Genomic DNA, 21278 nt, shown 5'->3' with positions numbered 1-21278 from the left:
CGACCTTCGACCTGGGGTACGAGGTGGTCGATTCCGAGCCGCTGATCGTCTTGATGCCGAGCGACCATCCCCTCGCCGGCCACGAAGCGGTTCACCCGCAGGAATTGGCCGGTGAGATCTTCATCGGAGGTTCGAAGAAAGCCACAGTGCTGCGCGCCGTGACCGAGGCCTATCTGCGCCGCTGCGGGCTCGACATCACCGTGGATCACGGGGTGGACAACATCGCTATGGCCGTGTCCCTGGTTGTGGCAACCCGAGGGTTGGCGCTAATGCCCGCCTACGCGAAGAAGTTGCTGCCTTCGTCTGTAGTGAGCCGGCCACTGGCGGGCGAGACTCCGACGATCGATCTGGCCGTTGGTTATAGCAAGACGAACACCTCCCCAATTCTCAAACTGTTCCTCTCCAGGCTCGAGGAACTGCGGGCACCCCTACCCGCGGATGAGGAGTGAATGCTTGAGACCAGCAACTGGCGGTGGATGCAGGAAACCCCAGCGGTTCGGTAGCCCGCTCGCATCGAAACGGCCTGTGCGAGTGGAACATCGCCCGCCCCCCTGCGCGGGCGTTCATGCCGCGGCTCGCACGGGTGCAGGCCGTCGCACCGCAGGCCACCGACTTGGCCTGGGCAAACCGTGACTTTCTGATCCGGGTGTGCCGCTTCCTGGTTCGCAACGCGGGAATCGACCAGTTCCTCGATCTCGGGTCCGGGCTGCGGCCGCTTCCGCACCCGCGATGAGATCCAGGCCATGTTCGGCGCTCGCCGAGGTTCGAACATGGCCTGGCGTACGCTGACCGCGTCGGCATCACCCGGGCACCTTCCGACAAGGCACCGTGAATTCTGGATCACCACAGCGGAACCCGACCGTGAGGACCAGCCGATGTCAGACGCGATCGATCGACCCAGCCTCACACCACATCATCGATTCCGTCCGATGTCCGGGCGCGATCCCGATCAGCAGCATCGGACGTCCACACCGCTCGAGTTGCTGTTCGATCTGACCTTCGTCGTCGCGTTCAGCGTCTGCTCGTCCCAATTCGCCGATCTGCTGGCGGAGAAGCATTTCGCCGCGGGGCTGACGGGTTTCGTGTTCGCTACGTTCGCGATCTGCTGGGCGTGGATCAACTTCAGCTGGTTTTCCTCCGCCTACGACACCGATGATTGGATCTATCGGGCCGCGACGATGGTGCAGATGGTCGGTGTACTCGTACTGGCCCTAGGCATCCCGCAAATGTTCCACTCCATCGACCAAGGTCGCCACGTCGACAACCAGGTCATGGTCGCCGGGTACGTCGTGATGCGGGTGGTCATGATCTTCCAGTGGCTGCGCGCCGCCCGGCAGGACCCGCGACATCGGGCCACCTGCCTGACCTACGTCTCGATCATAGGCATCGCGCAAATCGGCTGGGTCGCAATAATTCTCGTGCACTCGACGGTCCCGGTGACGCTGGGTGCCGCGCTGGTTCTCGGTACCTTCGAAATGATCGGACCGCGGATCGCCGAGGCGCGCTCAGCCGACGGGACACCCTGGCACCCCGACCATATCGCCGAACGTTATGGGCTGCTCGCCATCATCGCCCTGGGTGAAGGCGTAGCGGGCACCGTCGCCTCCGTTTCCGCGATCGTCGGCGACCAAGGCTGGTCGAGCGACGCCGTTCTACTCGCAGCAGCGGGAATCGGACTCACCTTCGGCATGTGGTGGGTGTACTTCAGCGTCCCCGCCGGGCCGATCCTGCGTATCCAGCGGCAGCGCGCCTTCACCTTCTGCTACCTACACATCGGCATATTCATGGCGATCGTCGCCACCGGCGCCGGACTACACACCGCGGCCTTCGCCATCGAACACAAATCGCACCTCGGGACATTCGGTACCGTCCTTGCCGTCGCGGTGCCCGTCGCGCTCTACATCGGTGCCGTGTACCTGAATTACGTTCTGCTGGTGCGTGTTTGGGACCGACTATTCGTACTGCTGCTCACCGGCACCGCAATGGTGATCGGCGCGGCGAGTTTCCTCGCCGCCACCGGCACCAACGCGGCGATCTGCCTGCTGGTGGTCACGCTCGCACCTTTTGTCACCGTGGTGGGATTCGAACTCGTCGGACACCGCCATATCGGCACCGTGATCGCCGATCTGATGCAAGATCCTCACAGTTCGTGACATGAGATCTCGCTGTCCTAGGCGCGCACGAGCGGCCGGCCACGGTGCACTCGGCCGAAGTGGCCGGGCGACTGCCCCTTTCCAGTGCGAGTGGAACATCGCCCGCCCGCCTGCGCGGGCGTTCATGCAGCGGCTCGCGATCGACAGGTCATCAGGGTCGGCCCGGGGATATGGCGTGCGCAGCGGTGATGAACCTCTCTAGTTCGCGGGCGATGTCAGGTTCGGTCAGGTGTGCGGCCGATCCAGTGACGGGGGTGGTCGGGATCGCCGCCCAACTACCGGCCGCCCACGCGGCCAGATCAGCACCTCGTCGCGCAGCTGAACCCAACGAATCCCCACCTCACCAAGGCATTACGCCATATCCGTTGTTTTTTCGGCGATTACTACTGGAACCCCCATGAGTGCCGAGGAGCCGGAGTTCTTCGCCCCTGTCTCGGGCACCGGCACACCGGCCGGGACGACGACCAGCTCGGGTAGGTCCCACGGGTAGGTCCACAGCCACGGACCGATCGGCCGAAAGCTAACACGGAGCATCGATCTTGACCGAACATGGGTGATGTCCGGGGCACCGCTACACACCGGACAGTCTGATTCGCGCTGCGGGACAGAGAGATTGCGCTTCCTTGAAGCGGGTGTTCGCCATGGGTAGCGGTGGCGCACCCGGACAACTCGCCGGAGGAGATCGACGAACATGACCTACGTGAACGGCAAGCAGTATGTGACGCTGGGCGAACCCGTAATCATGGAGCCGCAGGTACTGCGGCTCTTTTCCTTCTATTGTCCGAACAGCAATCTCTTCGAGATGAACCGCATCCCCGCCGCGATCAGCAAGGCTGTCCCCGCGGGACCAAGCAGGCCATCTATCACGCGGATTTCATGGGTCCCCTGGCAAAGCAGTTGACCCAGGCATGGGCTGCGGCCACGGTTCTGGGAGTCCAGGACCAGGTCAAAGTTCCCTTGTACGAAGGCATTCGGAAGACCCAGACGGTAAAAACCCCCAGCGATATCGGTGAGGTGTTCGTTGCCGCGGGCATCCCAGCCGAGGACTATCACCGCGCGATGACCTCCTTTGAGACCAGAATGCTGACAGACCAACAGCACAAGACGGCACAGGATCTCAGGGTGGTAGAGGATGTCCGTGAACTCGAAGTGCCAGCGGTGTTCGTCAACGGTCGGTATCGGGTCAACAATGGTGGCCTGGATACATCCAGCACGGAGGCGTATCGCGACGAGTTCGCCGATGTAGTAGTGAATTTCCTGCTCACTCGGGGCTGATCGAGGGTCTGCGGGATCTCCTCGCGTGCTGGGTATCGCAAGGCCCGCAGGCATTACGGTGCGTTCGACCGGCCGTACCTGGTCCCGTCTTCTGCGCAGGTGGGAGGCGGTGACCATGATTCCTGGACACGCACCCCGAACTCGTACCCAGCGCCGAGCCTGTCATCGCCCCGGTCGACGCCGCGCCGCTGGATCGCTCTCTGCCTGGTATCGAACGAGTCCTTCATCGGAAATCTTCGCGTACTTGGTCAGACTTCGCACCGAGGTGTGCCCGGACAACTTCATCAACACCGGCGTCGAGGCGCCGGCCTCGGCCGCGTGGGTGAGCCGCGAATGTCGCAGCTGATGCAGCGTGTACGGGCCGCCGTCGAACCCACTGGTGTGGACCTCGAACAGCTCCGCCGCACGGCGATAGGACAGTCGGCCGCGCCCGGTCGACGGGTCGACATCCGCGCGCGCGACCGACGAGCGGGCCTTGCGATCGGTCAGGAACACCGGACCGGACTTGCGCCCGGCCAATAGCCGCGGCAGCAGCCGCGCGGTGCCGGTCTGCCACGCGATCAGATCGCGGGCACCGCCCTTGCGGGTCACCACCGCACACCGATTCGTCGTGTCCAAATCGGGCACGTCGAGCATCAGTACCTCCTCGGCGCGCGCCGAGGATTCATAGAGCACATGCCACAAAACACGTTCCCGCAGCGGCACATCCGATCCCAGGATCTCGGCGATCCGCTGCGTGCTCAGCGCCTTGCTGGTGTCCGGCGGTGCCGGTCGCGCCCGCAAACGCACCAGCGGATCACCGCTCAACCACTGCTGCTCGCGCCAGTACGCGCACGCCGAACCGAGCGCGGTCAACCTGATATTGAACGTCTTGGCTGCTGTGGCGCCCCACACGAACGTGAACCAGCCACTCACCCGATCGGGTTCCTCGCCCAGCAACGCCACATCGGTGTCGGCACCGAAGTCGGTGACGAGGCGCTCCAATGCCGTCGCGTAGGTCTCGCGGGTGTTGGGCACCGTGATCGTGGCGAGGTAGATCTTTACCGCATCCGCCAGCCGCACACCGCTTGTCGGCCGCGGCAGCCGTCGAACCTGACCCATTGGGGACCTCCACCCGCGCTACCGCACATAGTTTCCCGAGTCGACCCGTCGCGAGAGGCCCATCGCGCCAGCTCGTCTCGGCAGTTACCGCACATAGTAGGACACTATGTGCGGTAACTGCTTAGCGTGACTTTTCTCGTGGGTGTTCCCCGACCCCCGAATCGGGTGTGCCGCAACCATTGTCGGGGAGGTAATGTCTGCGCGTGATCGATTTCTCAGGAGCGTAGGCTGTTTTTTTACGGCCACCCACTGGCACGGTCTTCGCCGTCGATGTCGTCGAACAGTGTGGGTGGTTCGGTGTCTGGGCGCTGGTGCGTTGTGCGCCGGCGGCTGGGTTTGGTGAGGGTGAGTTCGGTGGGGGAGAACGCCAGGGTGTCGTCGGATCCGGTGGGTTGCACGCGCAGGTAGTCGGGCTCGTTGGGGTCGGCGAGGGCGCGCACTTTGCCGGATTGTCCTTCGGGCATGCCGACGGCTTCGGCGGTGAACCAGACGCGGGGTGGGCGGCCTGCCGCGATTTCTGCGGTGATGTGCTGGATCTCGGTGTCGGACAACGAGCTCGACGCGGTGTGGCGGGTCGGCATGGTGCGCTCCGGGGAGGGTGGAACGGTCGGGTTACTCGTCAGCATGCAGGATGGCGCTGACATCGCGCATCCTGGCGGTGGCCATAGCTGGCGCGCCGCGAAACGTGCTCGAGAAGTGACATGCCCGCCTGGGTCGACGAAGACGGCAACTCGGTCTTCGAAAAGACCGAGGAATAGCGCAAGGGGCGGCTAGAAGCTGTCGGCCAACAGGGCGTATTCGGCGGCGGTGCGACGCAGGATGGCGGTCTTGTCGAAGTCGTTGAGCACATCGACATACCGGCCGTAGGCGAGATAGCACTTGTAGGGCTGAGAACCCGCGGAAGGCGCCTTCGGATCCAGCGCCAGACACTGGGCATCGGGGACATGGGCGGGGCCGTCCATGTCCCGGTATTCGGTGTGGCGGAGGAGAACCACGGCGGCGGCGAGCCCATGGCCGGCTTGCGCATCGCGCACGCGAAACAACAAATCGTGTTCCAGGTAGGACATCGCGTCCGCCCCCGCGTCCTGCAATATCCGCTGCCAGGTGACCGAATCCGTGGAGGTCGCGGTGAGGTAGTTCGTACTGTAGACGGCGAAGGCCGCGATGTCCGGACTGCGATCGTCGCGCAGCCCGACCATGGAACGGGCCAGCATGCCTTCCTTATCGAGGCGCAGTGCCGCGAAATCCGTTGCCGGAGTGGGAACGAACTTGTCCACGGCGTCGAGTTGCACATCGAAGGCCCGCCGTACCCACCCGAGTAGATCGTTCTCGTCCGCCACGGGCCGCCGCACCGAGACCCGGAGCACGAACTCACCGTGCGCGAGATACGCGCCGATGCCGGGTGTGCCCGGATGCCAATGAATCTGCGCGGCAGCATAATCGGTGAGGGTGAGCTTGCGATTCTGGTCCGGCGCCGAGGCGAGATCGGCGGCCTCCAGTTCGGTCGCTGCCCGCTCGGCATGCGGCGGCATCGGGAAACCGCAGCAGCGTGCAGGTCAGCGCGGTCTCGGCGGGACTCGGTCGGGAACCTTGCGTATCGGACCCGTTCACGGCATAGCCGACCAGCATGCCTTCCCGCGTCAGTACGGTCTTCGCGGCGTCAGGCACGCCGCCCAGCTCTACCGCCATGTCGTCATCGCGCAACACCCCGCTCGGCCGGCCCACTGCGAGCATCGGATCGACCTGCACGTCCGGAACCAGCGCCGCGGACATCCGCATGCCCTCGACCAGCGCACCGTAGATCCCTGCCGGACGATCGTAGGTGTGGGGCGTCAACGGATAGGCACCGACATCCAGTACCCGCACATCGATGGGCCTCGAGATCGGCGTACCGGCGATCGAGCACGCCGCGAGCAGCGCCGCCGCCACGAAAAACATTGCGAGCGAGGACGTTCGCCATCGACCGGTCATGATCGGCCCCCTGGTTCGACTCGACCTGTCGTGGCTACCTCCGGACCGCACCGACCGATGCCGGACGAGCGAACTGTCGACGCCCCTAAAAATAGTGGCACCGAAACCCCGAAACACGTACGGCCACGGGCAAATACGCGAACCCTTCGCGCCACCCGCCGAACAGCCCGACCCGAGTGGTTCACGAATTTCTAGCAAAACTGGAATCTGAGGCGTTCTGAGAAAATGGCAAGCCTTCTACCTGGATCGATTCGAAAGTCTGTGCGTAATCGCAGGAGAACCTCAGGCTATGACCAGGACCGCGCGGCACTCTGGAAGGAGTAACAGTGTCGGTGAAAGCGAGGTCCACGATGGTCGAGTTCGAGCTCACGGGGACGACTGTGACAGTGCATGTAACCGGAGCGCATCGCGTGCTGGCGCTGCGGGAGCATGTCACCTTCGATCTATCGCAGATCACCCAGGTCGTCATGGCCGAAGTGGATCTGCGCCCGCCGTGGGTGCGCGCGCCCGGCACCTTCTTTCCCGGCGTGATCGCGGCCGGTACCTTCCGAGGCAAGGGCCGCAAGGAATTCTGGGACACCCAATTCGTCGGCCAGGGCATTCGTATCGAACTCTCCGGTGGGCCTATCACCCGCCTCGTTGTCGACGTGGCCGATCCGAAGCTGGCCATGGCCACGCTGCGCACCGCCGCCGCGGCCGCCTGATTCAGGCCGCTACCCGGCGATAGGTGCGTCTGTCGCCCGGAGGAGTGCGTTGTACAACCAGAGCTGTCCCGCACCGGCTGTGGTTGTGCTGCGCATGATCTCGCCCGCGCAGTGCCAATAGCGCCGAATGCGTTGGTCATTGTCGTGCATGCCGGAGTGGAGACGTTCGCGGAAGCCGGGGGTGTCACGCATGGTGCGGGCGGTGGCGTGTGCGTCCACGAACCGGTCCAGCGCCTTGCACGGGAAAGGCTCGACGCCGAGGGCGATATGCGATTCGGCCATACCGCAGGCCTCGGCGACTCCGGCGAGCAGACCGGCTCGGTCGCGAATCGCGGCCGGGTCGGAACGCCAGAGCTGCTGCGAGACAACAACACCGAACGACCTGTCCGCGGTGAGTGTGACGAGTTCGGCATAGCCGACCACCTGGTCGGGCGTCGGGTCGCGCAGCGGCTCCGGCACATTCATGTCGAGGAAGGCCTCGAACAGGTCCGGGGGCAATGGCGTCAGCATCCGCCGCCAGAACGCGACCAGGGTGTCGTGCGCGGAGAATCCGTCCTGCACCGCGGCCAGTAGTGCGAGCCGGGCCGCGCGCTCGGCAGGCGTCGCATTCTCGATGGCGGACAGGGAGGCTCGCCGCCAGGCCAGCGCGCCGAGTTCGATATCGACCGCCGCACGTTCGGCGGCGACCGCTTCCGCCATCGAGTGCTCGCCCGACAACACCCCGGTGATCGCCGTCAAACCCAGCCCGACCGCCCGCAATCGGCGCACCAGAAGCAGTCGGTCCACCGCCGGAGTCCGATCGAACATGCGGTGACCGCCGGAGCTGCGGACCGATTCCAGCACACCATTGTCGCAATAGAAGCGAATCGTGCGGACGGGAACCGCCGTGAGCTCGGAGAGCTCGCCGATGGTCAGCAACGCCTCGCGAAGTGTGTTGTGGGTCACCATCCCTTGAACCTCCACTCGGGTGGAGTTCCTACGGTACTAGCGCCTACCGGAAAGGACTTCACCCCGATGATCACCACACCCGATGAAATCTGGCGAGCGGTCTCCGCTGAGCGCACCACTCTGGTCGAATTGCTCGAATCACTCCCCGAAGCGGAGTGGGACCACGCTTCCCTCTGCGACGGCTGGCGCGTACGCGATGTGGTCGCCCATGTGATTCTGTCGAGCCGGCCGAGGTTCCTCTCGCTGCTGGCCAATGTGATCCGCGCTCGCGGCAGCATCCCCCGGCTGAATCTCGACACGGCGATTCGCTATGCGGATGCGACCAGCTCTAGGCAACTTCTCGCCGATCTGCGCGCTGTTGTCCCGCTGCGTCTCACTCCTCCCGGCACCACCCCGGTCGATCGTCTGATGGACGTGCTCGTCCACATCCAGGACATCGCTCTACCTCTCGGGCTCGAGCATGAAATGCCCACGGCATCAGCATGTCTCGCTCTCGATCGGGTCTGGCGGACGAGGTGGCTGTTCCGTGCACAGGAGCGGTTCTCCGGTTTCCGCCTCGCCGCCACCGTCACCGCATGGACGGTCGGGACCGGCCCGGCCATCGAAGGGACCGCTGCAGACCTGTTGCTGCTCATCGCCGGTCGAACCGCGAGACTCTCCACCCTCACCGGCGAGGGCGCGCGGATGCTGCCCGAGCGATCATTGCGGACCCTCGGATAACGATCCGGCCGCGTCGTGGTGAGCGGATGGACACGTCATGCATGAGCAGGGGTGGGAACGGGAACACCACCCCTGCAAGCTTTTCGGAAGCGGCGACCAAGGAGGACACCATGAACAAGTCCGTGTGCATCGATTGCTGGCGCCGCGACAACCTCACCTTTGTCCAGCGGCTGGATCCCGCGTTCTACCGGCCGGGTCCGGTACACCGCTGCGCCATGCACCGTGCCCTGCACGACGATCCCAGCACCGGCACCGGAACCATCCGCAAGGCCGCGTGATCCGGTTTCCGGCGCAGGGCCCGGCGGCGCGATCACCGGGGTGCTCGCGCCCCGGACGGGGTGAGCTGATAAGGCGCAGCGAGATTGGCGAAGTCGCGAATCTTGCTGTCGTCATTACCTTTTCGCCAGACCAGTACCACCCGGGCGTCCGGCATGCCGGTGAACGGGATGAACTGCACACCGGGGTGCGAGAAGTGGGTCGGCATAGCGGTGGTGGTCAGGAACACCCCGCGATTGTTCGCGACGGTGCCGAGCATTTCCGGTTCGGTACGGGCCGCCGGTAGCCGGGGGATCGGGCGCCCGGCGGGGGTCAGCGCGGGCGGCCAGAAGGTGCGCGCCAACTCGGGTGGCACCTGCGGGGACGGACCGATGACGGGGAGATCGGCCAGGTCCTCGAGGGTGATGACCGCCGAGTTCGCCCTCGGATGTGTTTTGGCTATTGCCAAGAGGCGAGGGAAGCTGGCGATTTCCGGTCCGATGACCAAATCTGGTTGCTCGACGGGCGCCAGACACAGTTGCAGGTCGATCTCCGAGCGGTACAGCGCGCCGAACACGTCGGTCCACGGCACCTGGACCAGCTCGACGGGGCAATCCGGGAACTGGGCCACGTGGTGCGCAATCGGTTCGGTGAGTGTGCTGACATACGGACCGAGAAAGCCGATGCGCAGACCCTGTGCGGCGGAGCGGGTATCGGCGACCACCCGCTGCAGCTCGGCGAAGGCCGGGCGCAGGCCGCGCAGCAGGCGTTCGCCCAGTGGATTGAGGGTCACGCGGCGGCTGGTCCGCTCGAACAGGAGACCGCCCACCCGGCGCTCCAGCGCGCGCAGCAGCTGGCTCACCCGTGGTTGCGAGAGGCCGAGTCGTACTGCGGTGCGGCCGAAATGGAGCTCTTCGGCGAGAGTCAGGAAGATCTCCAGTTCGGTGAGATCTATTCGATCGGTGTCCATAACTCCTCAGCCATTGATAACCCCTGCTTCTCAATAGTGGCCGATTCTTTCGTTGATAGCCAACGCAGGAGACTCGATCCTTGTCGGGTGGACAAAACGCAACGACTCGTCGTGGGAATCAGCGGCGCGACCGGCATTGCCTACGGTGTCCGCGTGCTGGAGCTGGCCCGCAAGGCCGGCGTCGAAACCCATCTTGTTGTCACCCCTGCGGCGCAGCAGACCAGGGCGTACGAGACGGATCTGAGCGCCCGCGACCTCGCCGCCATGGCGGACGTGAACTATCGGCCCGCGGATATCGGCGCGGCCATCGCCTCGGGATCGTTTCGCACCGCGGGCATGATCGTGGCGCCCTGTTCGGTGCGCACGCTGTCGGCGGTGGCCTACGCCAATAATGACAATCTGCTGACCCGTGCCGCCGATGTCACGCTCAAGGAGCGGCGCCGGCTCGTGCTGATGGTGCGCGAAACCCCGTTCACCCTGGCGCATTTGCGGGCGATGACGGCCGTCACGGAGATGGGCGGCATCATCATGCCGCCGGTGCCCGCGTTCTATCTGAAGCCGGACTCCGTCGAGGACATCGTCGACCACACCGCGGGCCGCGCCCTCGACCTGCTCGGGATCGACGTTCCCGATCTGCCGCGCTGGGGCGAGTAGTCCCCGAAACCTGTTCGATCAGTTCGCCATTCGCAGTTAGGAATCCTGTATGACGCACCTGCGCAGCCTGCGTGAGTTCATTTCGGAGCTGGAGAGCATCGGTGAGATCCAGCAGATCGATGCCGAGGTGGACTGGAATCTGGAACTGGGCGCGGTGATTCGCCGATCCTACGATCTGCGTGCGCCCGCACCGCTTTTCACGAATATCACCGGCTACGGCGACAGCGGGTTCTGGGTGCTGGGCGCGCCCGGTGCGCTCAGCGGCCCGAAGCATCGGCTGGCGCGCATTGCGCTCGCGGTCGGCCTGCCCTACGACGCGACCGGTCAGCAGATCGTCGAGGCCCTGGCCGATGCGCGGGCCAAGCCGGGTATCGCGCCGGTCGTGGTGTGGCCCGCCGATGCGCCGTGCAAGCAGAACATCGTGACCGGCGACGATATCGATCTGTTCGCCTTCCCCACACCGCTGATCCACGGCGGCGACGGTGGCCGCTACATTCAGACCTACGGCATGAATATCGTCAAGACGCCGGACGGCTCCTGGACCAACTGGTCGATCAACCGCATGATGATCGCCGACAAGAACACCCTGGCCTGCCTGATTCCGGCGCCGCAGCATCTGGGCATCATTCGCTCCAAGTGGATCGAGGCCGGCGAGCCCATGCCGATCGCGCTGGCCATCGGCGTCGAGCCGGGGTTGCCGTTTGTCGGCGGTATGCCGATTCCCGAGGGTGAGGACGAAAGTCATTACCTGGGTGCGCTTTTCGGTGAAGGCATCGAACTGGTCGCGGCCGAGACCGTCGATCTGCTGGTGCCCGCGACCGCGGAGATCGTGATCGAGGGGCACATCCTGCTCGACGAGACGATCATGGAGGGACCGTTCAACGAGTTCCCCGGCTACAACGCCACCGAGGCCAGCCTCAAGCAGGTCTTCAAGGTCACCGCGATCACCTACCGCGACGGCGCTATTCAGCCGGTTGTCGCCGCCGGTCCGCCGGTGGAAGAGGACCACACCATCATCGGCACCACCAGTGCCGCCGAGATCCTGTACCTGCTGCGTCAGGCGGAATTGCCGATCTCCTCGGCCTGGTACAACTACGAGGCCGCCGTGCACTGGCTGACGCTGTCGGTCCGGCAGGACTGGCACGAGACGACCGGGCTGGGCTCACACGAACTGGTCGACAAGATCGCCGACGTGATCTTCACCGGTAAGCCGTCGGTCAATGCGCCCAAGATCCTGCTGGTCGAGGACGATGTCGACATCACCGATCTGGAACAGGTGGTGTGGGCCTTCGCGACGCGCTCGCATCCGGACCTCGATCGGGGCGAATTCCACTACGCCCACAAGGTTTCCGATCAGCTCGCGGTCTACCTCTCGAAGGAGGAGTCGCACACCTTCATGGCGGGCAAGGTCATCTACAACTGCCTGCTCGCCGATCTGTACCCGGAGGGCAAGCGCCCGGTGAAGGGCAGCTTCGAAAACGGCTGGCCCACCGAGATTCAGGAGCGTGTGCTGGCCAACTGGGAGACGTACGGCTACCGGTAAACCAGCTGACATGGTCCTGGCGGACGTCGAGGGGTCGTCCGCTAGGACCGGGTCTCCGGTACGGCCGGGGAGCGTTGCTGTTCGCGTTCGGCGGCGTTGGCGAGGTAGTCGCCGAGTTCGCGGCGCAGGGTGACATCGAGCGAGCGCGCCAGTGTGGAATGCACGGAGGTGACGGCCAGCTCACGCATTTTATTGAGCATGGCCGTGGTCTCGGCGATTTCGCTGCTGGTCTCCGGGAGCCAGCCCTTGCCGTGCTTGTCCTCGATGTGCTGTTTGGCAGCGGTGATCATGGTGTACGTGATGTCGTCGATCCGGTCGGCGACCTTGGCGTAGATCGCGATGAGAGTGCGCAGTTCCAGCCCGTACTCGTGCAGCTCCGCGAACGAGGTGAGCAGGGCGGTATCGGTGAAGGTGACATTGTCGCCTTCGATACGCACCAGCTTCATCTCGGCGAGCTGATCGAGCAGCTCCTCGGTGTCCGCACCGAGAATGGTGCCGACGAGTTCGCGCGGTACCTCGAAGGTTTCGGCCTCCCCCCATGCGGCGGTCACCGCATGTTGCAGGCCGAGCACCTCGCTGAGATCCTTACCGGTCTCCCAGCTGGTGATGAAGTCGCCGATATGCGAGGTGGTGAAGCCCCGCTGCAGCAGTGCGTCGATGAGCCGCAGCCGCTCCAGATGGGTGTCGTCGTAAATGCTTGCGCGCCCGGCCTTTCCGGCCGGGGGCGGCAGCAAACCGCGCTCCTGATAGGCGCGCACATTGCGGGTCGTGGTGCCCGCGGCGCGAGCGAGGTCGTCGATCCGGAACTCCGGCACCGATATCACCTCCCTCGACATGGGCACGCCGGCCGAGCCGGCGGCCGGAACAACACGGTCCTGGACCGACCGAGTCTATCGTCCTGGCCGCCGGCCGCGGTCACCTACGAATTCACCACGATCCGCGGCGCAGTCCGCTGCGCGGTGATGGGCACGACCTGGTAATCGTCGAGCTCGACCGTGCGCAACTGACCGACGTACTGGGTCGCGAAGCCCGGGTACATGGTCGCATTGAACCCGTCCTCGGTCAGATACCAGCTGCGGCAGCCCGAGTTCCAGGTGGTGCTGTCCAGCCGGCGCTGGATGGCGGCGTTGTATTCGTCCTGCCGTTCCCGGCGCACATCGAGCATGCGCAGGTCCCGGTCGAGAATGGTGCTGATCGCCTCGACGAGATAGTTGATCTGCGCCTCCATGTACACCAGCGCCGAATTGTGCCCCGGCCCCGAGTTCGGCCCGAAGGTGAAGAACAGATTCGGATAGCCCGACACCGCGATGCTCTTGTACGCGAACGCGCCGCGCTGCCACTCGGTGGCGAGCACCCGTCCGTCGCGGCCCACGATCGGAATCGGCGTCCCGGCCTTGGACACCTCGAAGCCGGTGGCGAAGACGATGCAATCGGCTTGGTGCTCAATGCCTTCCGCCGTGCGGATGCCACGTTCGGAGATGCGCGCGATCGGCCAGGTCACCAGTTTGCAGTTGTCGCGCTGCAGGGCCGGGTAGTAGTCGTCGGTCATCAGCAGCCGCTTGCAGCCGGCCCGGAACTCCGGGGTGAGCTGACGGCGCAGCCACGGATCCTTCACCTGCCGCCGCAGCTGGGCACGCCCGACCATTTCGACGACCCGTGTCAGCGGCGTATTCCAGACGACGCCGAGCGCGACCGACTCGTGGCCGTAGAACCAGGCTGCGCGCGAAAGGGATTCGGCCGCGGGCACCCGCCGGTAGAGCTCCTTGGTCAGCGGGCTGGTCTGCCGGTTGATTCGCGGCAGTACCCAGCCCGGCGTCCGCTGGAAAACCTTCACCGAGGCGGCCTTGTCGACGAGCTCCGGAATGATCTGCACCGCACTGGCTCCGGTGCCGACGACGGCGACCTTCTTGCCGGTGAAGTCGTAATCGTGATCCCAGCGGGCGCTGTGGATCTTGTGCCCCTGGTAATCCTCGATACCGGGAATCCTCGGCAGGCTGGCATTGGCCAGCGGTCCCGAGGCCAGCACCACGGTGCGGGCCCGGACGATGTCGGCGCGACCCTCGACCGAGATATCCCAGACGCCGGCGTCCTCGTCGAAGGCGATGCCGGTGATGTTGTGCCCGAACCGGAAATGCCGGTGCAGGCCGAACTGCGTGGCCATCGATTCGATATAGCCGAGGATCTCATTGCTGCCCGAGTATGTGTGCGACCAATTCGGATTCGGCGCGAAGCCGTAGGAGTACAGCCGCGACGGAATATCGCAGGCCGCACCGGGATAGGTATTGTCGCGCCAGGTGCCGCCGATCGAGGTGCCGCGTTCGAAGATGGCGAAATCGCCGATCCCCTTCTGCTTCAGGCGAATCGCGGCGCCGATCCCGGCGAACCCGCCACCGATAATGGCGACGTCGAGTATCTGGGTGTTCATCGGATCCTTCGTCATGCCGCGGGCTCGTAGGTGAGTTCCTTGGACCAGGTGGGCTGGCGCAGCCACCGCTGCGGTACGTGCGCGGAGACCTTGACCAGGGCGTCGGCCATCAGGTGATACGGATGCTCGCGATTGATCACCCAGCCGCTGTGCCGCTTGACGATCTGGAACATGGGCAGTCTGCGCGCGAATTCGCTGCGCTCGCCGACATTGGCGTATCGCTTGAACGCGGCGTACAGCTTCTCCTCGTCGACGCCCATTTCGACGATATTGTCGCGCATCTTGTTCAGCAGCGGCACATAGCTCAGGACGCCGATGAGGAAGGTGGGCTTGACCCACCCGCCGACCAGTTCGGTGAGCAGTTTGCGCATTCCGGCGTGCCCGAGTAGATCCATGACGGCGAAATCGACTGCGAGGTGCCGGGATTCGTCGGAATTGATCTTCTTGAACGCCTCCTGGCAGATCGGATCCTCGATCTCGTCCATGATGAACTTGATGAGCGCACCGTCCAGGGCGACCTCGAGCATGGGAATCACGGTGCCCAGGAACGACAGCGACATATCGTCGGAGTATTTGTCGAGGAAGTCGATGACCAGTTTGACGTTGATATTCGGCTCGGGGATCTCGTCACCGTCGAGCATGCCCCAGCGCCGCATGAGCGCCAGTTCGGCATTGGCGTGCTTCTGCTCTTCGGCGTGGAAGTAGCGGTAGATCTCCCGCAGTGTCTCGGTGGGCGCCTTCTTCGCCATGGCCGCGAAACCACGTGCGCCGACATTCTCGATCCACATGAGATCGGCCATGAAAGGCTTGAGTTTGGCGTGCAGTTCGGGCGAAATCGTTTCCGCGCCCGGCGCATCCCAGTCGATATCGGCCAGCGCCCACTGGCGATCCTTGATCTTCTGGAGCATATCGTCGTAATCCATAGCGTTCGCCATGTCAGACTCCCGTCTTGTCGGAGACCGAGGTCCGGTCGATGGTGGTCGGATGCTCCTGCGGCAGTAGCCGATCCAGGAGGCCCAGCGCATAGGTGTACTGCGCGGGGAAATAGCGCTTGAGACGCCAGACGACGTGCGCGTCCAATTGCGGCAGCACATACAGCTGGCCGCGGTCGTGGGCGTCGAGAGTGGTGCGCGCGACATGCTCGGGGGAGAAGCCGGTCAGGCGCATGAGGGTGTCGGCCAGGCGCGCCGACTGCTGCGTAATACGGCCGTCCCGGGCCACATTGGTCTTGACGAAGGTGGGACACAGCACCGTGACGGCGACTCCGGTGCCGCTCATTTCGGCGGCCAGGGTTTCCGACAGCGACATGACCGCCGCTTTGGAGGTGTTGTAGACCGCCATCGAAGGCGCGGCCGCGAAACCGGCGGCCGAGGCCACATTGATGATCCCGCCGCGGCGGGCGGCGCGCAGCTGCGGTGCGAAGATCTCGCAGCCGTGCACCACACCCCACAGGTTGATGCCGAGCGCCCACTCCCAATCGCTGAAGCCGATCTCGCCGACATGCTTGCCGCCGATGCCGACACCGGCATTGTTGATCACCAGCGTGATCGGGCCGCCGTAGACCGATTCGGCAAAGCGCGCAAGGACTTCCACGTCATCGCGCTTGGCGACATCGCAGCGGAAGGGGTGTGCGGCGCCCGGATGGTTCGACTCGATGAGCGCGGCGGTTTCCGCGGCGCGCACCTCGTCGATATCGGCGCAGATGACCTGTCCACCGCGAGCGGCGATTTCGAGCGCGAAGGCCCGGCCGATGCCACTGCCCGCTCCGGTCACCACCGCCCGGGCGTCGTAGCTGCGCCGAGGGCGGACGCTGAGGGGGATGAGTTTTTCCAGTCCGAACATGTCAGCCCACTCTTTCCGTGGCGGTCTTGCTGGAATTCAGTGCGGCAGCGAGGAATTCGGCGACTCGGACCAGAGCCGGCTCGGCCTCCGGGACGAGCAGGGGGAGCGCCTGGAAGACGTGCACCTGGCCGGGCCAGACCTCCAGCTGACACTGGCCGCCGGCGGCGCGGACCATATCGCGCAGGTGACGGGCGTCGGCGCTGAGCATTTCGGCCCCGCCCACCTGGACCAGCATCGGCGGCAGGGCGATCCCCTTCGGCAACCGCAAGCGCAGGCGGGGGGAATCGGCCGGCAGGTCGCGGGTGTATGCGTGCGGAAGCCGGGCAGCGATACGAGCGGAGATCACCGGATCCCGGTGTCGCCGTTCCTGTTCGGCAGCCAGGCCGAAGGTGAGATCGATCAGCGGTGAGAACAGCGCCACCCCGGCGGGCTGCGGCCGGGAGGTGCGTTCGTTCTCGATCAGCAGATCGAGTGCCAGATGCCCGCCCGCCGAATCACCGGCAATGACCAGATCTTCCGCGGCGATGCCCTGCTCGAGCAGCCAGCGATATCCGGCCTCGACGTCATCGGCGGCGGCGGGAAAACGATGCTCGGGAGCGAGCCGGTAGTCGGTCAGGAAGACCGGCAGCCCGGTCTTCTTCGACAGTTGTGAGGCCAGGCCGCGGTGTGTGCGTGCCGAGCACAGCACATATCCGCTGCCGTGGATGTAGTAGATGGCGCGAGTGGCATTCGGAGCGGGGCGGTGGACGATCCGGGAATCGACACCGGGTGCACACACCCATTCCCCGCGCACCGGGCCGGACCTGACCGGAATGACGGTCGTGCCCGGCACCGGCGGACCTGCCGTGGCCATAATCGTCGCGATGAGCTTGCGTGCGAACCACACTCCCGGTGCGTTCAGCGGTACCGCATTATTGAGCGGCCGCAGCCCGATCCCGCAGGCCGTAGCCGCGAGCCGGGATCGGGCGGAAGCTACCGCCGGAACGCCGGGGACCGAGGTCCTCGTTGACCTTGTCATGCACCTAGAGTCACCGATGAATGTGCCAGTTGTCAATGGCACATTCGAAGCTGGTGCAGATTTGTGTGGCTAGCGGCGGCCGCCCACGCGGTTGTAGAGGAACAACAGCACTACCGCGCCGGCGAGGCAGGTGAAGAAGCTGAACCATAGACCGGCGTCGCGGACGTCGACGCCGAGGACCTTCAGCAGGAAGCCGCCGACCAGGCCGCCGACGACACCGACCACAACATTGAGCACGATGCCCTGCTGAGCGTCGGTTTTCATGATCTTGCTCGCGATCCAGCCTGCGAGTCCGCCGATAATGATCCACCCGATAATGCCGAGACCGAGCATGGTGTTTCTCCTGTCTATCAACGGCTGACCTATGGCTTCAGCTTCACATACAAACCGAAGAATTCGGCGCACCCGCAGGGCCATTTCGCGGTAAGCCCGGACCGGAGAAGAATCCATGACCTGCGTCAGCGGTGGTCGGCGCCTACCGCGGCGGCAATGAAGCGCCACAATCCTTCGGTTGCCTCGTCGATCGAAGGGCGGGGGTGGCGGCGGAGTTGTTCGTAGATGCCGTGGCGTAGTGCGCCCATGACGCAGGCGCCGGCGAGGTCCGGGTCGATGGTGGGGTCGAGTTCGCCCGATTGCTGGCCGGTGCGAATATTGCGGGCCGCCGATTCGATAATGCGGGTGAGTGCGGCGGCCTCCAATTCGGCGACCTCGGGTTCGGTGCTGATCGGTCCGAGGAGGAGTTCCGAGAGTGGGTCGGCGAAGTGGTAGGCCACAAAATTGCGGGTGCGGGCGCGTTCGCGTGCGCCCCAGCCGATCGAGTCGGTGATTGTCTCGTCGGCGATGGCGGCCACCAGGCCGGCGTGGAATTCCTCGTAGATCGCCACCAGCAGACCGGCTTTGGATCCGAAATGGTGATACAGCGCGCCGGTGCTCAGCCCGGAGCGGCGCTTGAGCGCATTGAGATCGACGGTGCCATTGCCCGCCACCAGTTCCGCGCGCGCGGCGTCGAGCAGTTGTTGACGTCCGAGGGGAGCGCGTGCCATGCTCCGGAGCATAACAGAACTCAGTTATGTTTCGGAGGTGCGTCGTGGGCGCTGAGGTTTCATCCGTAACCGATCTTTCCGGTGATCTCGCCGGAAGGTATCGCCGAACCGAAAGCAGTGGCAGCACAGTCGATCCCGCGGTGGTGGACGCCGATCTGGCCGCGGTACTGCGCGACGGATACGTCATCCTGCCGAATCTGCTCACACCGCAGGAGTTGCAGGACATCCGTGACAGCACGACGGAGCTCCTGAATCGCAAGGGCCGCAATAATTTCGAAGGCCATGCCACGCAGCGCATCTACAGCGTGCTGAACAAGACCCGCAGCTGCGATCGGCTCGCCTCCCATCCACGGGTGCTCGCGCTGCTGGACCGGCTGCTCATGCCGAACTATCTGCTGTCCATGCTGCAGGTCATCAATATCCTGCCCGGGGAATCGGCGCAGATGCTGCATACCGATGACGGCTTCTATCCGCTGCCGCGCCCCCGGGCCGCGCTGAGCGCCGCAACCATTTGGGCCATAGACGATTTCACCGCCGACAATGGCGCGACCGACATCGTTCCCGGCAGCCACGAGTGGGGCGAGACCCTGCCGTCGAATGATGCCGACCGGCAGCCCGTCATCATGAGCGCCGGATCCTGCGTCTTCTTCATCGGCACGCTGTGGCACGGCGGCGGCGCGAACCGCACCGAGGCCGCGAGGCTGGCCGTCACCGCGCAGTACTGCGAGCCCTGGCTGCGCCCGCAGGAGGCCTTCACCCTCTCCACCCCGCACGACATCGTCCGCACCGTGGGCGAGGACATTCGCCGCATGCTCGGCTACAGCATCCACCCGCCGTTCATCGGCCAGGTCGACGGCATGCACCCCAAGCGCCTCCTGGATGTCGATCCTGAAGACGCTTAGGGGCATTCGTCAGCCCTTCGGCGCGGCGGTGAGGAAGTCGATGATCGCCCGATTGACTTCCTCGGGACGCTCCAGATAGCCGTAGTGCCCGCACTTTTCGAGCTCGACGAAGCGGGCGCGAGGGATGGCCGCAGCGACCTCACGACCGAAGGCCGGTGGCAGCATGCGATCGTCGGAGAACCCGACGACCAAAGTGGGTACCGTGATTCGGGCGTATTCGGCGAGCCGGTCACGTGAGCGATCCATGGCCAGCTGCGCCCGGACCCCCGGCGACGGAGCGGTGCTCGCACCGTATTCGAGAATGTCGAGCCATTCCTGCGCGCGGTTCGGGTCGTGCAGGGTGTGCGGGGAGAAATTCAATATGGCCTTGATTGCCGCCGCGTACTCCGGCGGCATTTTGATGCCCTGGTCCTGCAGCGCCTGCTCGCCACGATTGAGCATCTGCGACACCGGATGTGGGCGGCCGGTCGTGGCCAGCAGAACGGCCTTGCCGACCAGCTCCGGACGTGCGAGTGAGAGTTCCTGCGCCACCCGGGCGCCCATCGAGGTGCCGACGAGGTGCGCGGGGCCGCCACCGAGATGTTCGATGAGTGCGGCGGTATCGGCCACGAGGTCTTCGATGCGAATGCCCGCAGCGGACTCATCGGATGGGGCGATCCCGCGGTTGTCGAAGGTGGCAACCCGGAAACCGGCCTTCACCAAGGCCGGAACCTGATAGGTCCGCCAGACGCGCCCGGGACTCCCGGTGCCCATGATCAGCAAGACCAGCGGGCCGGTACCGGTCACTTCGTAGCTGAGCCGGATTCCATTGAGAGTGGCGATAGGCAAGTTTCGGTCTTCCTTCAGTGGACTGCGGTGCGGTCGCTGACTGTATCGCGAACGCGATGCCCGAATCCCGCCGGACACCGGATGTACTCGTCCGTTGAATAGCTGTCATGAGCGAAACCGGAACGCAGAGAAAGAAAACAGCCCTGGTCACCGGTGCGAGCCGGGGCATCGGCCGTGCCATCGCCGAGCGGCTGGCTCGTGAAGGTGTGTTCGTAGCAGTGCATTTCGGTCGGGACGAGGCCGCTGCCAAAGAGGTGGTCGCGGGCATCGAGGCCGAGGGTGGTCGCGGCTTCTCGGTGCAGGGCGATCTGAGCTCCGCTGACTTTGCGGCGCTCCTGGACGCCGTGGACGAAGGCTTCTTCGACCTCGGTGCGCCCGCCGGTCTGGACATCCTGATCAACAATGCGGGCATGACTGTCATGAAGGGTGTCGAGGCCATGACACCCGCGGAATTCGACACCCTCTTCGCCACCAATGTCCGTGCCCCGTTCTTCCTGGTGCAGGGTGTTCGGGACCGGCTGCGGGATGGAGGTCGGGTGGTCAATCTGTCCTCGGCTGTCACCCGGATCGCGATTCCGGACATCCTCGCGTACACCATGACCAAGGGCGCGATCGACACCTTCACCCGCGTGCTCGCCCAAGCTCTCGGCCCGCGCGGCATCACCGTCAATGCCGTAGCTCCCGGCTATGTCCTCACCGATATGAATGCCTGGCTTATCGACAACCCGGACGGTCAGCGCGAGGCGTCGTCGAATGTCGCGCTCGGTCGTGTCGGCCGCCCCGCCGATATCGCCGACATAGTCGCCTTCCTGGTCAGCGATGACGCCCGCTGGATCACCGGCCAGACCCTCGACGCCAGCGGCGGCACCGCTCTCTAGTGCGGTGGTGAGGAGAGTCTCCACCCGGGTCCGGATCGGTTGGGTATG

At 64.9% G+C, this 21278-nt stretch carries 26 protein-coding genes and 1 pseudogene; 12 read left to right on the top strand and 15 right to left on the bottom strand.

From position 1 onward, the window contains the following. From JWN03_RS32125 to JWN03_RS32115, 3 genes are all read left to right on the top strand, one after another. A partial coding sequence (locus JWN03_RS32125) for a LysR substrate-binding domain-containing protein (protein WP_297622837.1) occupies positions 1 to 449 on the top strand: 449 nt, incomplete at its 5' end. Positions 450 to 472: 23 nt separating this feature from the next. Next, a complete protein-coding gene (locus tag JWN03_RS32120) occupies positions 473 to 733 on the top strand; it encodes an SAM-dependent methyltransferase (RefSeq protein ID WP_297622835.1) in 261 nt (86 codons plus the stop codon). Positions 734 to 875: 142 nt separating this feature from the next. Then, positions 876 to 2153: a low temperature requirement protein A gene (locus JWN03_RS32115; protein ID WP_297622833.1), complete on the top strand. Its 1278-nt coding sequence runs from the start codon at positions 876 to 878 to the stop codon at positions 2151 to 2153. Between the two features lie 351 nt (positions 2154 to 2504). Here the strand turns inward: JWN03_RS32115 and JWN03_RS32110 are convergent, their stop codons facing one another. Further along, positions 2505 to 2687, bottom strand: coding sequence for a hypothetical protein (locus JWN03_RS32110; RefSeq protein ID WP_297622831.1), 183 nt, complete (start codon positions 2685 to 2687; stop codon positions 2505 to 2507). A gap of 157 nt (positions 2688 to 2844) precedes the next feature. Here JWN03_RS32110 and JWN03_RS32105 point away from each other — a divergent pair, with 157 nt between their 5' ends. Beyond that, complete coding sequence (locus tag JWN03_RS32105; RefSeq protein WP_297622829.1) at positions 2845 to 3054, top strand: hypothetical protein; 210 nt, start codon at positions 2845 to 2847, stop codon at positions 3052 to 3054. Continuing rightward, complete coding sequence (locus tag JWN03_RS32100; protein ID WP_297622827.1) at positions 3030 to 3428, top strand: DsbA family protein; 399 nt, start codon at positions 3030 to 3032, stop codon at positions 3426 to 3428. Before JWN03_RS32105 ends, JWN03_RS32100 begins: the two co-directional genes overlap by 25 nt. Positions 3429 to 3590: 162 nt before the next feature. Here JWN03_RS32100 and JWN03_RS32095 read toward each other — a convergent pair whose 3' ends face one another. The 4 genes and pseudogenes from JWN03_RS32095 to JWN03_RS45865 form a co-directional block, all read right to left on the bottom strand. Next, complete coding sequence (locus JWN03_RS32095; RefSeq protein WP_297622825.1) at positions 3591 to 4529, bottom strand: tyrosine-type recombinase/integrase; 939 nt, start codon at positions 4527 to 4529, stop codon at positions 3591 to 3593. 236 nt (positions 4530 to 4765) lie between these two features. Beyond that, entirely contained in the window at positions 4766 to 5173 is a 408-nt protein-coding gene (locus JWN03_RS32090; protein ID WP_297622823.1) for a hypothetical protein, read from the bottom strand. A 126-nt stretch (positions 5174 to 5299) separates the two neighbouring features. Then, positions 5300 to 6061, bottom strand: a complete 762-nt coding sequence (locus tag JWN03_RS32085) for a DUF7373 family lipoprotein (protein ID WP_297622821.1) — start codon at positions 6059 to 6061, stop codon at positions 5300 to 5302. A gap of 19 nt (positions 6062 to 6080) precedes the next feature. Continuing rightward, positions 6081 to 6467, bottom strand: a pseudogene (locus JWN03_RS45865) (DUF7373 family lipoprotein); the annotation flags it as partial. A gap of 413 nt (positions 6468 to 6880) precedes the next feature. Here JWN03_RS45865 and JWN03_RS32080 point away from each other — a divergent pair. Further along, positions 6881 to 7204: a hypothetical protein gene (locus tag JWN03_RS32080; RefSeq protein ID WP_297622819.1), complete on the top strand. Its 324-nt coding sequence runs from the start codon at positions 6881 to 6883 to the stop codon at positions 7202 to 7204. A gap of 9 nt (positions 7205 to 7213) precedes the next feature. Here the strand turns inward: JWN03_RS32080 and JWN03_RS32075 are convergent, their stop codons facing one another. Next, a complete protein-coding gene (locus tag JWN03_RS32075; protein ID WP_297622818.1) occupies positions 7214 to 8152 on the bottom strand; it encodes a MerR family transcriptional regulator in 939 nt (312 codons plus the stop codon). Positions 8153 to 8218: 66 nt separating this feature from the next. Between JWN03_RS32075 and JWN03_RS32070 the strand changes: the two genes are divergently transcribed. Further along, positions 8219 to 8872, top strand: a complete 654-nt coding sequence (locus tag JWN03_RS32070; RefSeq protein WP_297622816.1) for a maleylpyruvate isomerase family mycothiol-dependent enzyme — start codon at positions 8219 to 8221, stop codon at positions 8870 to 8872. Between the two features lie 110 nt (positions 8873 to 8982). After that, positions 8983 to 9150 carry a hypothetical protein gene (locus JWN03_RS32065; protein WP_297622814.1) on the top strand — a complete coding sequence of 56 codons (168 nt, stop codon included), beginning with the start codon at positions 8983 to 8985 and terminating at the stop codon, positions 9148 to 9150. 32 nt (positions 9151 to 9182) lie between these two features. Here the strand turns inward: JWN03_RS32065 and JWN03_RS32060 are convergent, their stop codons facing one another. Beyond that, positions 9183 to 10097, bottom strand: a complete 915-nt coding sequence (locus tag JWN03_RS32060) for a LysR family transcriptional regulator (RefSeq protein WP_297622812.1) — start codon at positions 10095 to 10097, stop codon at positions 9183 to 9185. A gap of 87 nt (positions 10098 to 10184) precedes the next feature. Here JWN03_RS32060 and JWN03_RS32055 point away from each other — a divergent pair, with 87 nt between their 5' ends. Both JWN03_RS32055 and JWN03_RS32050 read left to right on the top strand, forming a co-directional pair. Next, the gene (locus JWN03_RS32055; RefSeq protein ID WP_297622810.1) at positions 10185 to 10751 is read left to right on the top strand and encodes a UbiX family flavin prenyltransferase; all 567 of its coding nucleotides are present in this window, start codon (positions 10185 to 10187) and stop codon (positions 10749 to 10751) included. A gap of 49 nt (positions 10752 to 10800) precedes the next feature. Then, the gene (locus JWN03_RS32050) at positions 10801 to 12294 is read left to right on the top strand and encodes a UbiD family decarboxylase (RefSeq protein ID WP_297622808.1); all 1494 of its coding nucleotides are present in this window, start codon (positions 10801 to 10803) and stop codon (positions 12292 to 12294) included. 41 nt (positions 12295 to 12335) lie between these two features. Here JWN03_RS32050 and JWN03_RS32045 read toward each other — a convergent pair whose 3' ends face one another. From JWN03_RS32045 to JWN03_RS32015, 7 genes are all read right to left on the bottom strand, one after another. Beyond that, the gene (locus JWN03_RS32045; RefSeq protein ID WP_297622805.1) at positions 12336 to 13109 is read right to left on the bottom strand and encodes a MerR family transcriptional regulator; all 774 of its coding nucleotides are present in this window, start codon (positions 13107 to 13109) and stop codon (positions 12336 to 12338) included. 104 nt (positions 13110 to 13213) lie between these two features. Continuing rightward, on the bottom strand, positions 13214 to 14734 hold the full coding sequence (locus JWN03_RS32040) for a flavin-containing monooxygenase (RefSeq protein WP_441343097.1): 1521 nt from the start codon (positions 14732 to 14734) through the stop codon (positions 13214 to 13216). Beyond that, on the bottom strand, positions 14731 to 15654 hold the full coding sequence (locus JWN03_RS32035; protein ID WP_297622804.1) for a ferritin-like domain-containing protein: 924 nt from the start codon (positions 15652 to 15654) through the stop codon (positions 14731 to 14733). The genes JWN03_RS32040 and JWN03_RS32035 overlap by 4 nt, the downstream gene beginning before the upstream one ends. Position 15655: 1 nt before the next feature. Further along, positions 15656 to 16561: an SDR family NAD(P)-dependent oxidoreductase gene (locus JWN03_RS32030; protein WP_297622802.1), complete on the bottom strand. Its 906-nt coding sequence runs from the start codon at positions 16559 to 16561 to the stop codon at positions 15656 to 15658. A 1-nt stretch (position 16562) separates the two neighbouring features. Further along, the gene (locus JWN03_RS32025; RefSeq protein WP_297622800.1) at positions 16563 to 17579 is read right to left on the bottom strand and encodes an alpha/beta hydrolase; all 1017 of its coding nucleotides are present in this window, start codon (positions 17577 to 17579) and stop codon (positions 16563 to 16565) included. Positions 17580 to 17648: 69 nt separating this feature from the next. Then, positions 17649 to 17912, bottom strand: coding sequence for a GlsB/YeaQ/YmgE family stress response membrane protein (locus JWN03_RS32020; protein WP_297622798.1), 264 nt, complete (start codon positions 17910 to 17912; stop codon positions 17649 to 17651). Between the two features lie 125 nt (positions 17913 to 18037). Then, positions 18038 to 18622: a TetR/AcrR family transcriptional regulator gene (locus JWN03_RS32015; RefSeq protein ID WP_297622796.1), complete on the bottom strand. Its 585-nt coding sequence runs from the start codon at positions 18620 to 18622 to the stop codon at positions 18038 to 18040. A gap of 44 nt (positions 18623 to 18666) precedes the next feature. Between JWN03_RS32015 and JWN03_RS32010 the strand changes: the two genes are divergently transcribed. Next, entirely contained in the window at positions 18667 to 19524 is an 858-nt protein-coding gene (locus JWN03_RS32010; RefSeq protein WP_297622794.1) for a phytanoyl-CoA dioxygenase family protein, read from the top strand. 9 nt (positions 19525 to 19533) lie between these two features. Here JWN03_RS32010 and JWN03_RS32005 read toward each other — a convergent pair whose 3' ends face one another. Then, positions 19534 to 20352, bottom strand: coding sequence for an alpha/beta fold hydrolase (locus JWN03_RS32005; protein WP_297622792.1), 819 nt, complete (start codon positions 20350 to 20352; stop codon positions 19534 to 19536). A gap of 107 nt (positions 20353 to 20459) precedes the next feature. Between JWN03_RS32005 and JWN03_RS32000 the strand changes: the two genes are divergently transcribed. Beyond that, a complete protein-coding gene (locus JWN03_RS32000) occupies positions 20460 to 21230 on the top strand; it encodes an SDR family oxidoreductase (protein ID WP_297622790.1) in 771 nt (256 codons plus the stop codon). Positions 21231 to 21278 lie beyond the last annotated feature (48 nt).

This window comes from Nocardia sp., from assembly GCF_025465275.1.
Classification (GTDB): domain Bacteria; phylum Actinomycetota; class Actinomycetes; order Mycobacteriales; family Mycobacteriaceae; genus Nocardia.
This window is presented reverse-complemented; position numbering and strand designations above follow the sequence as displayed.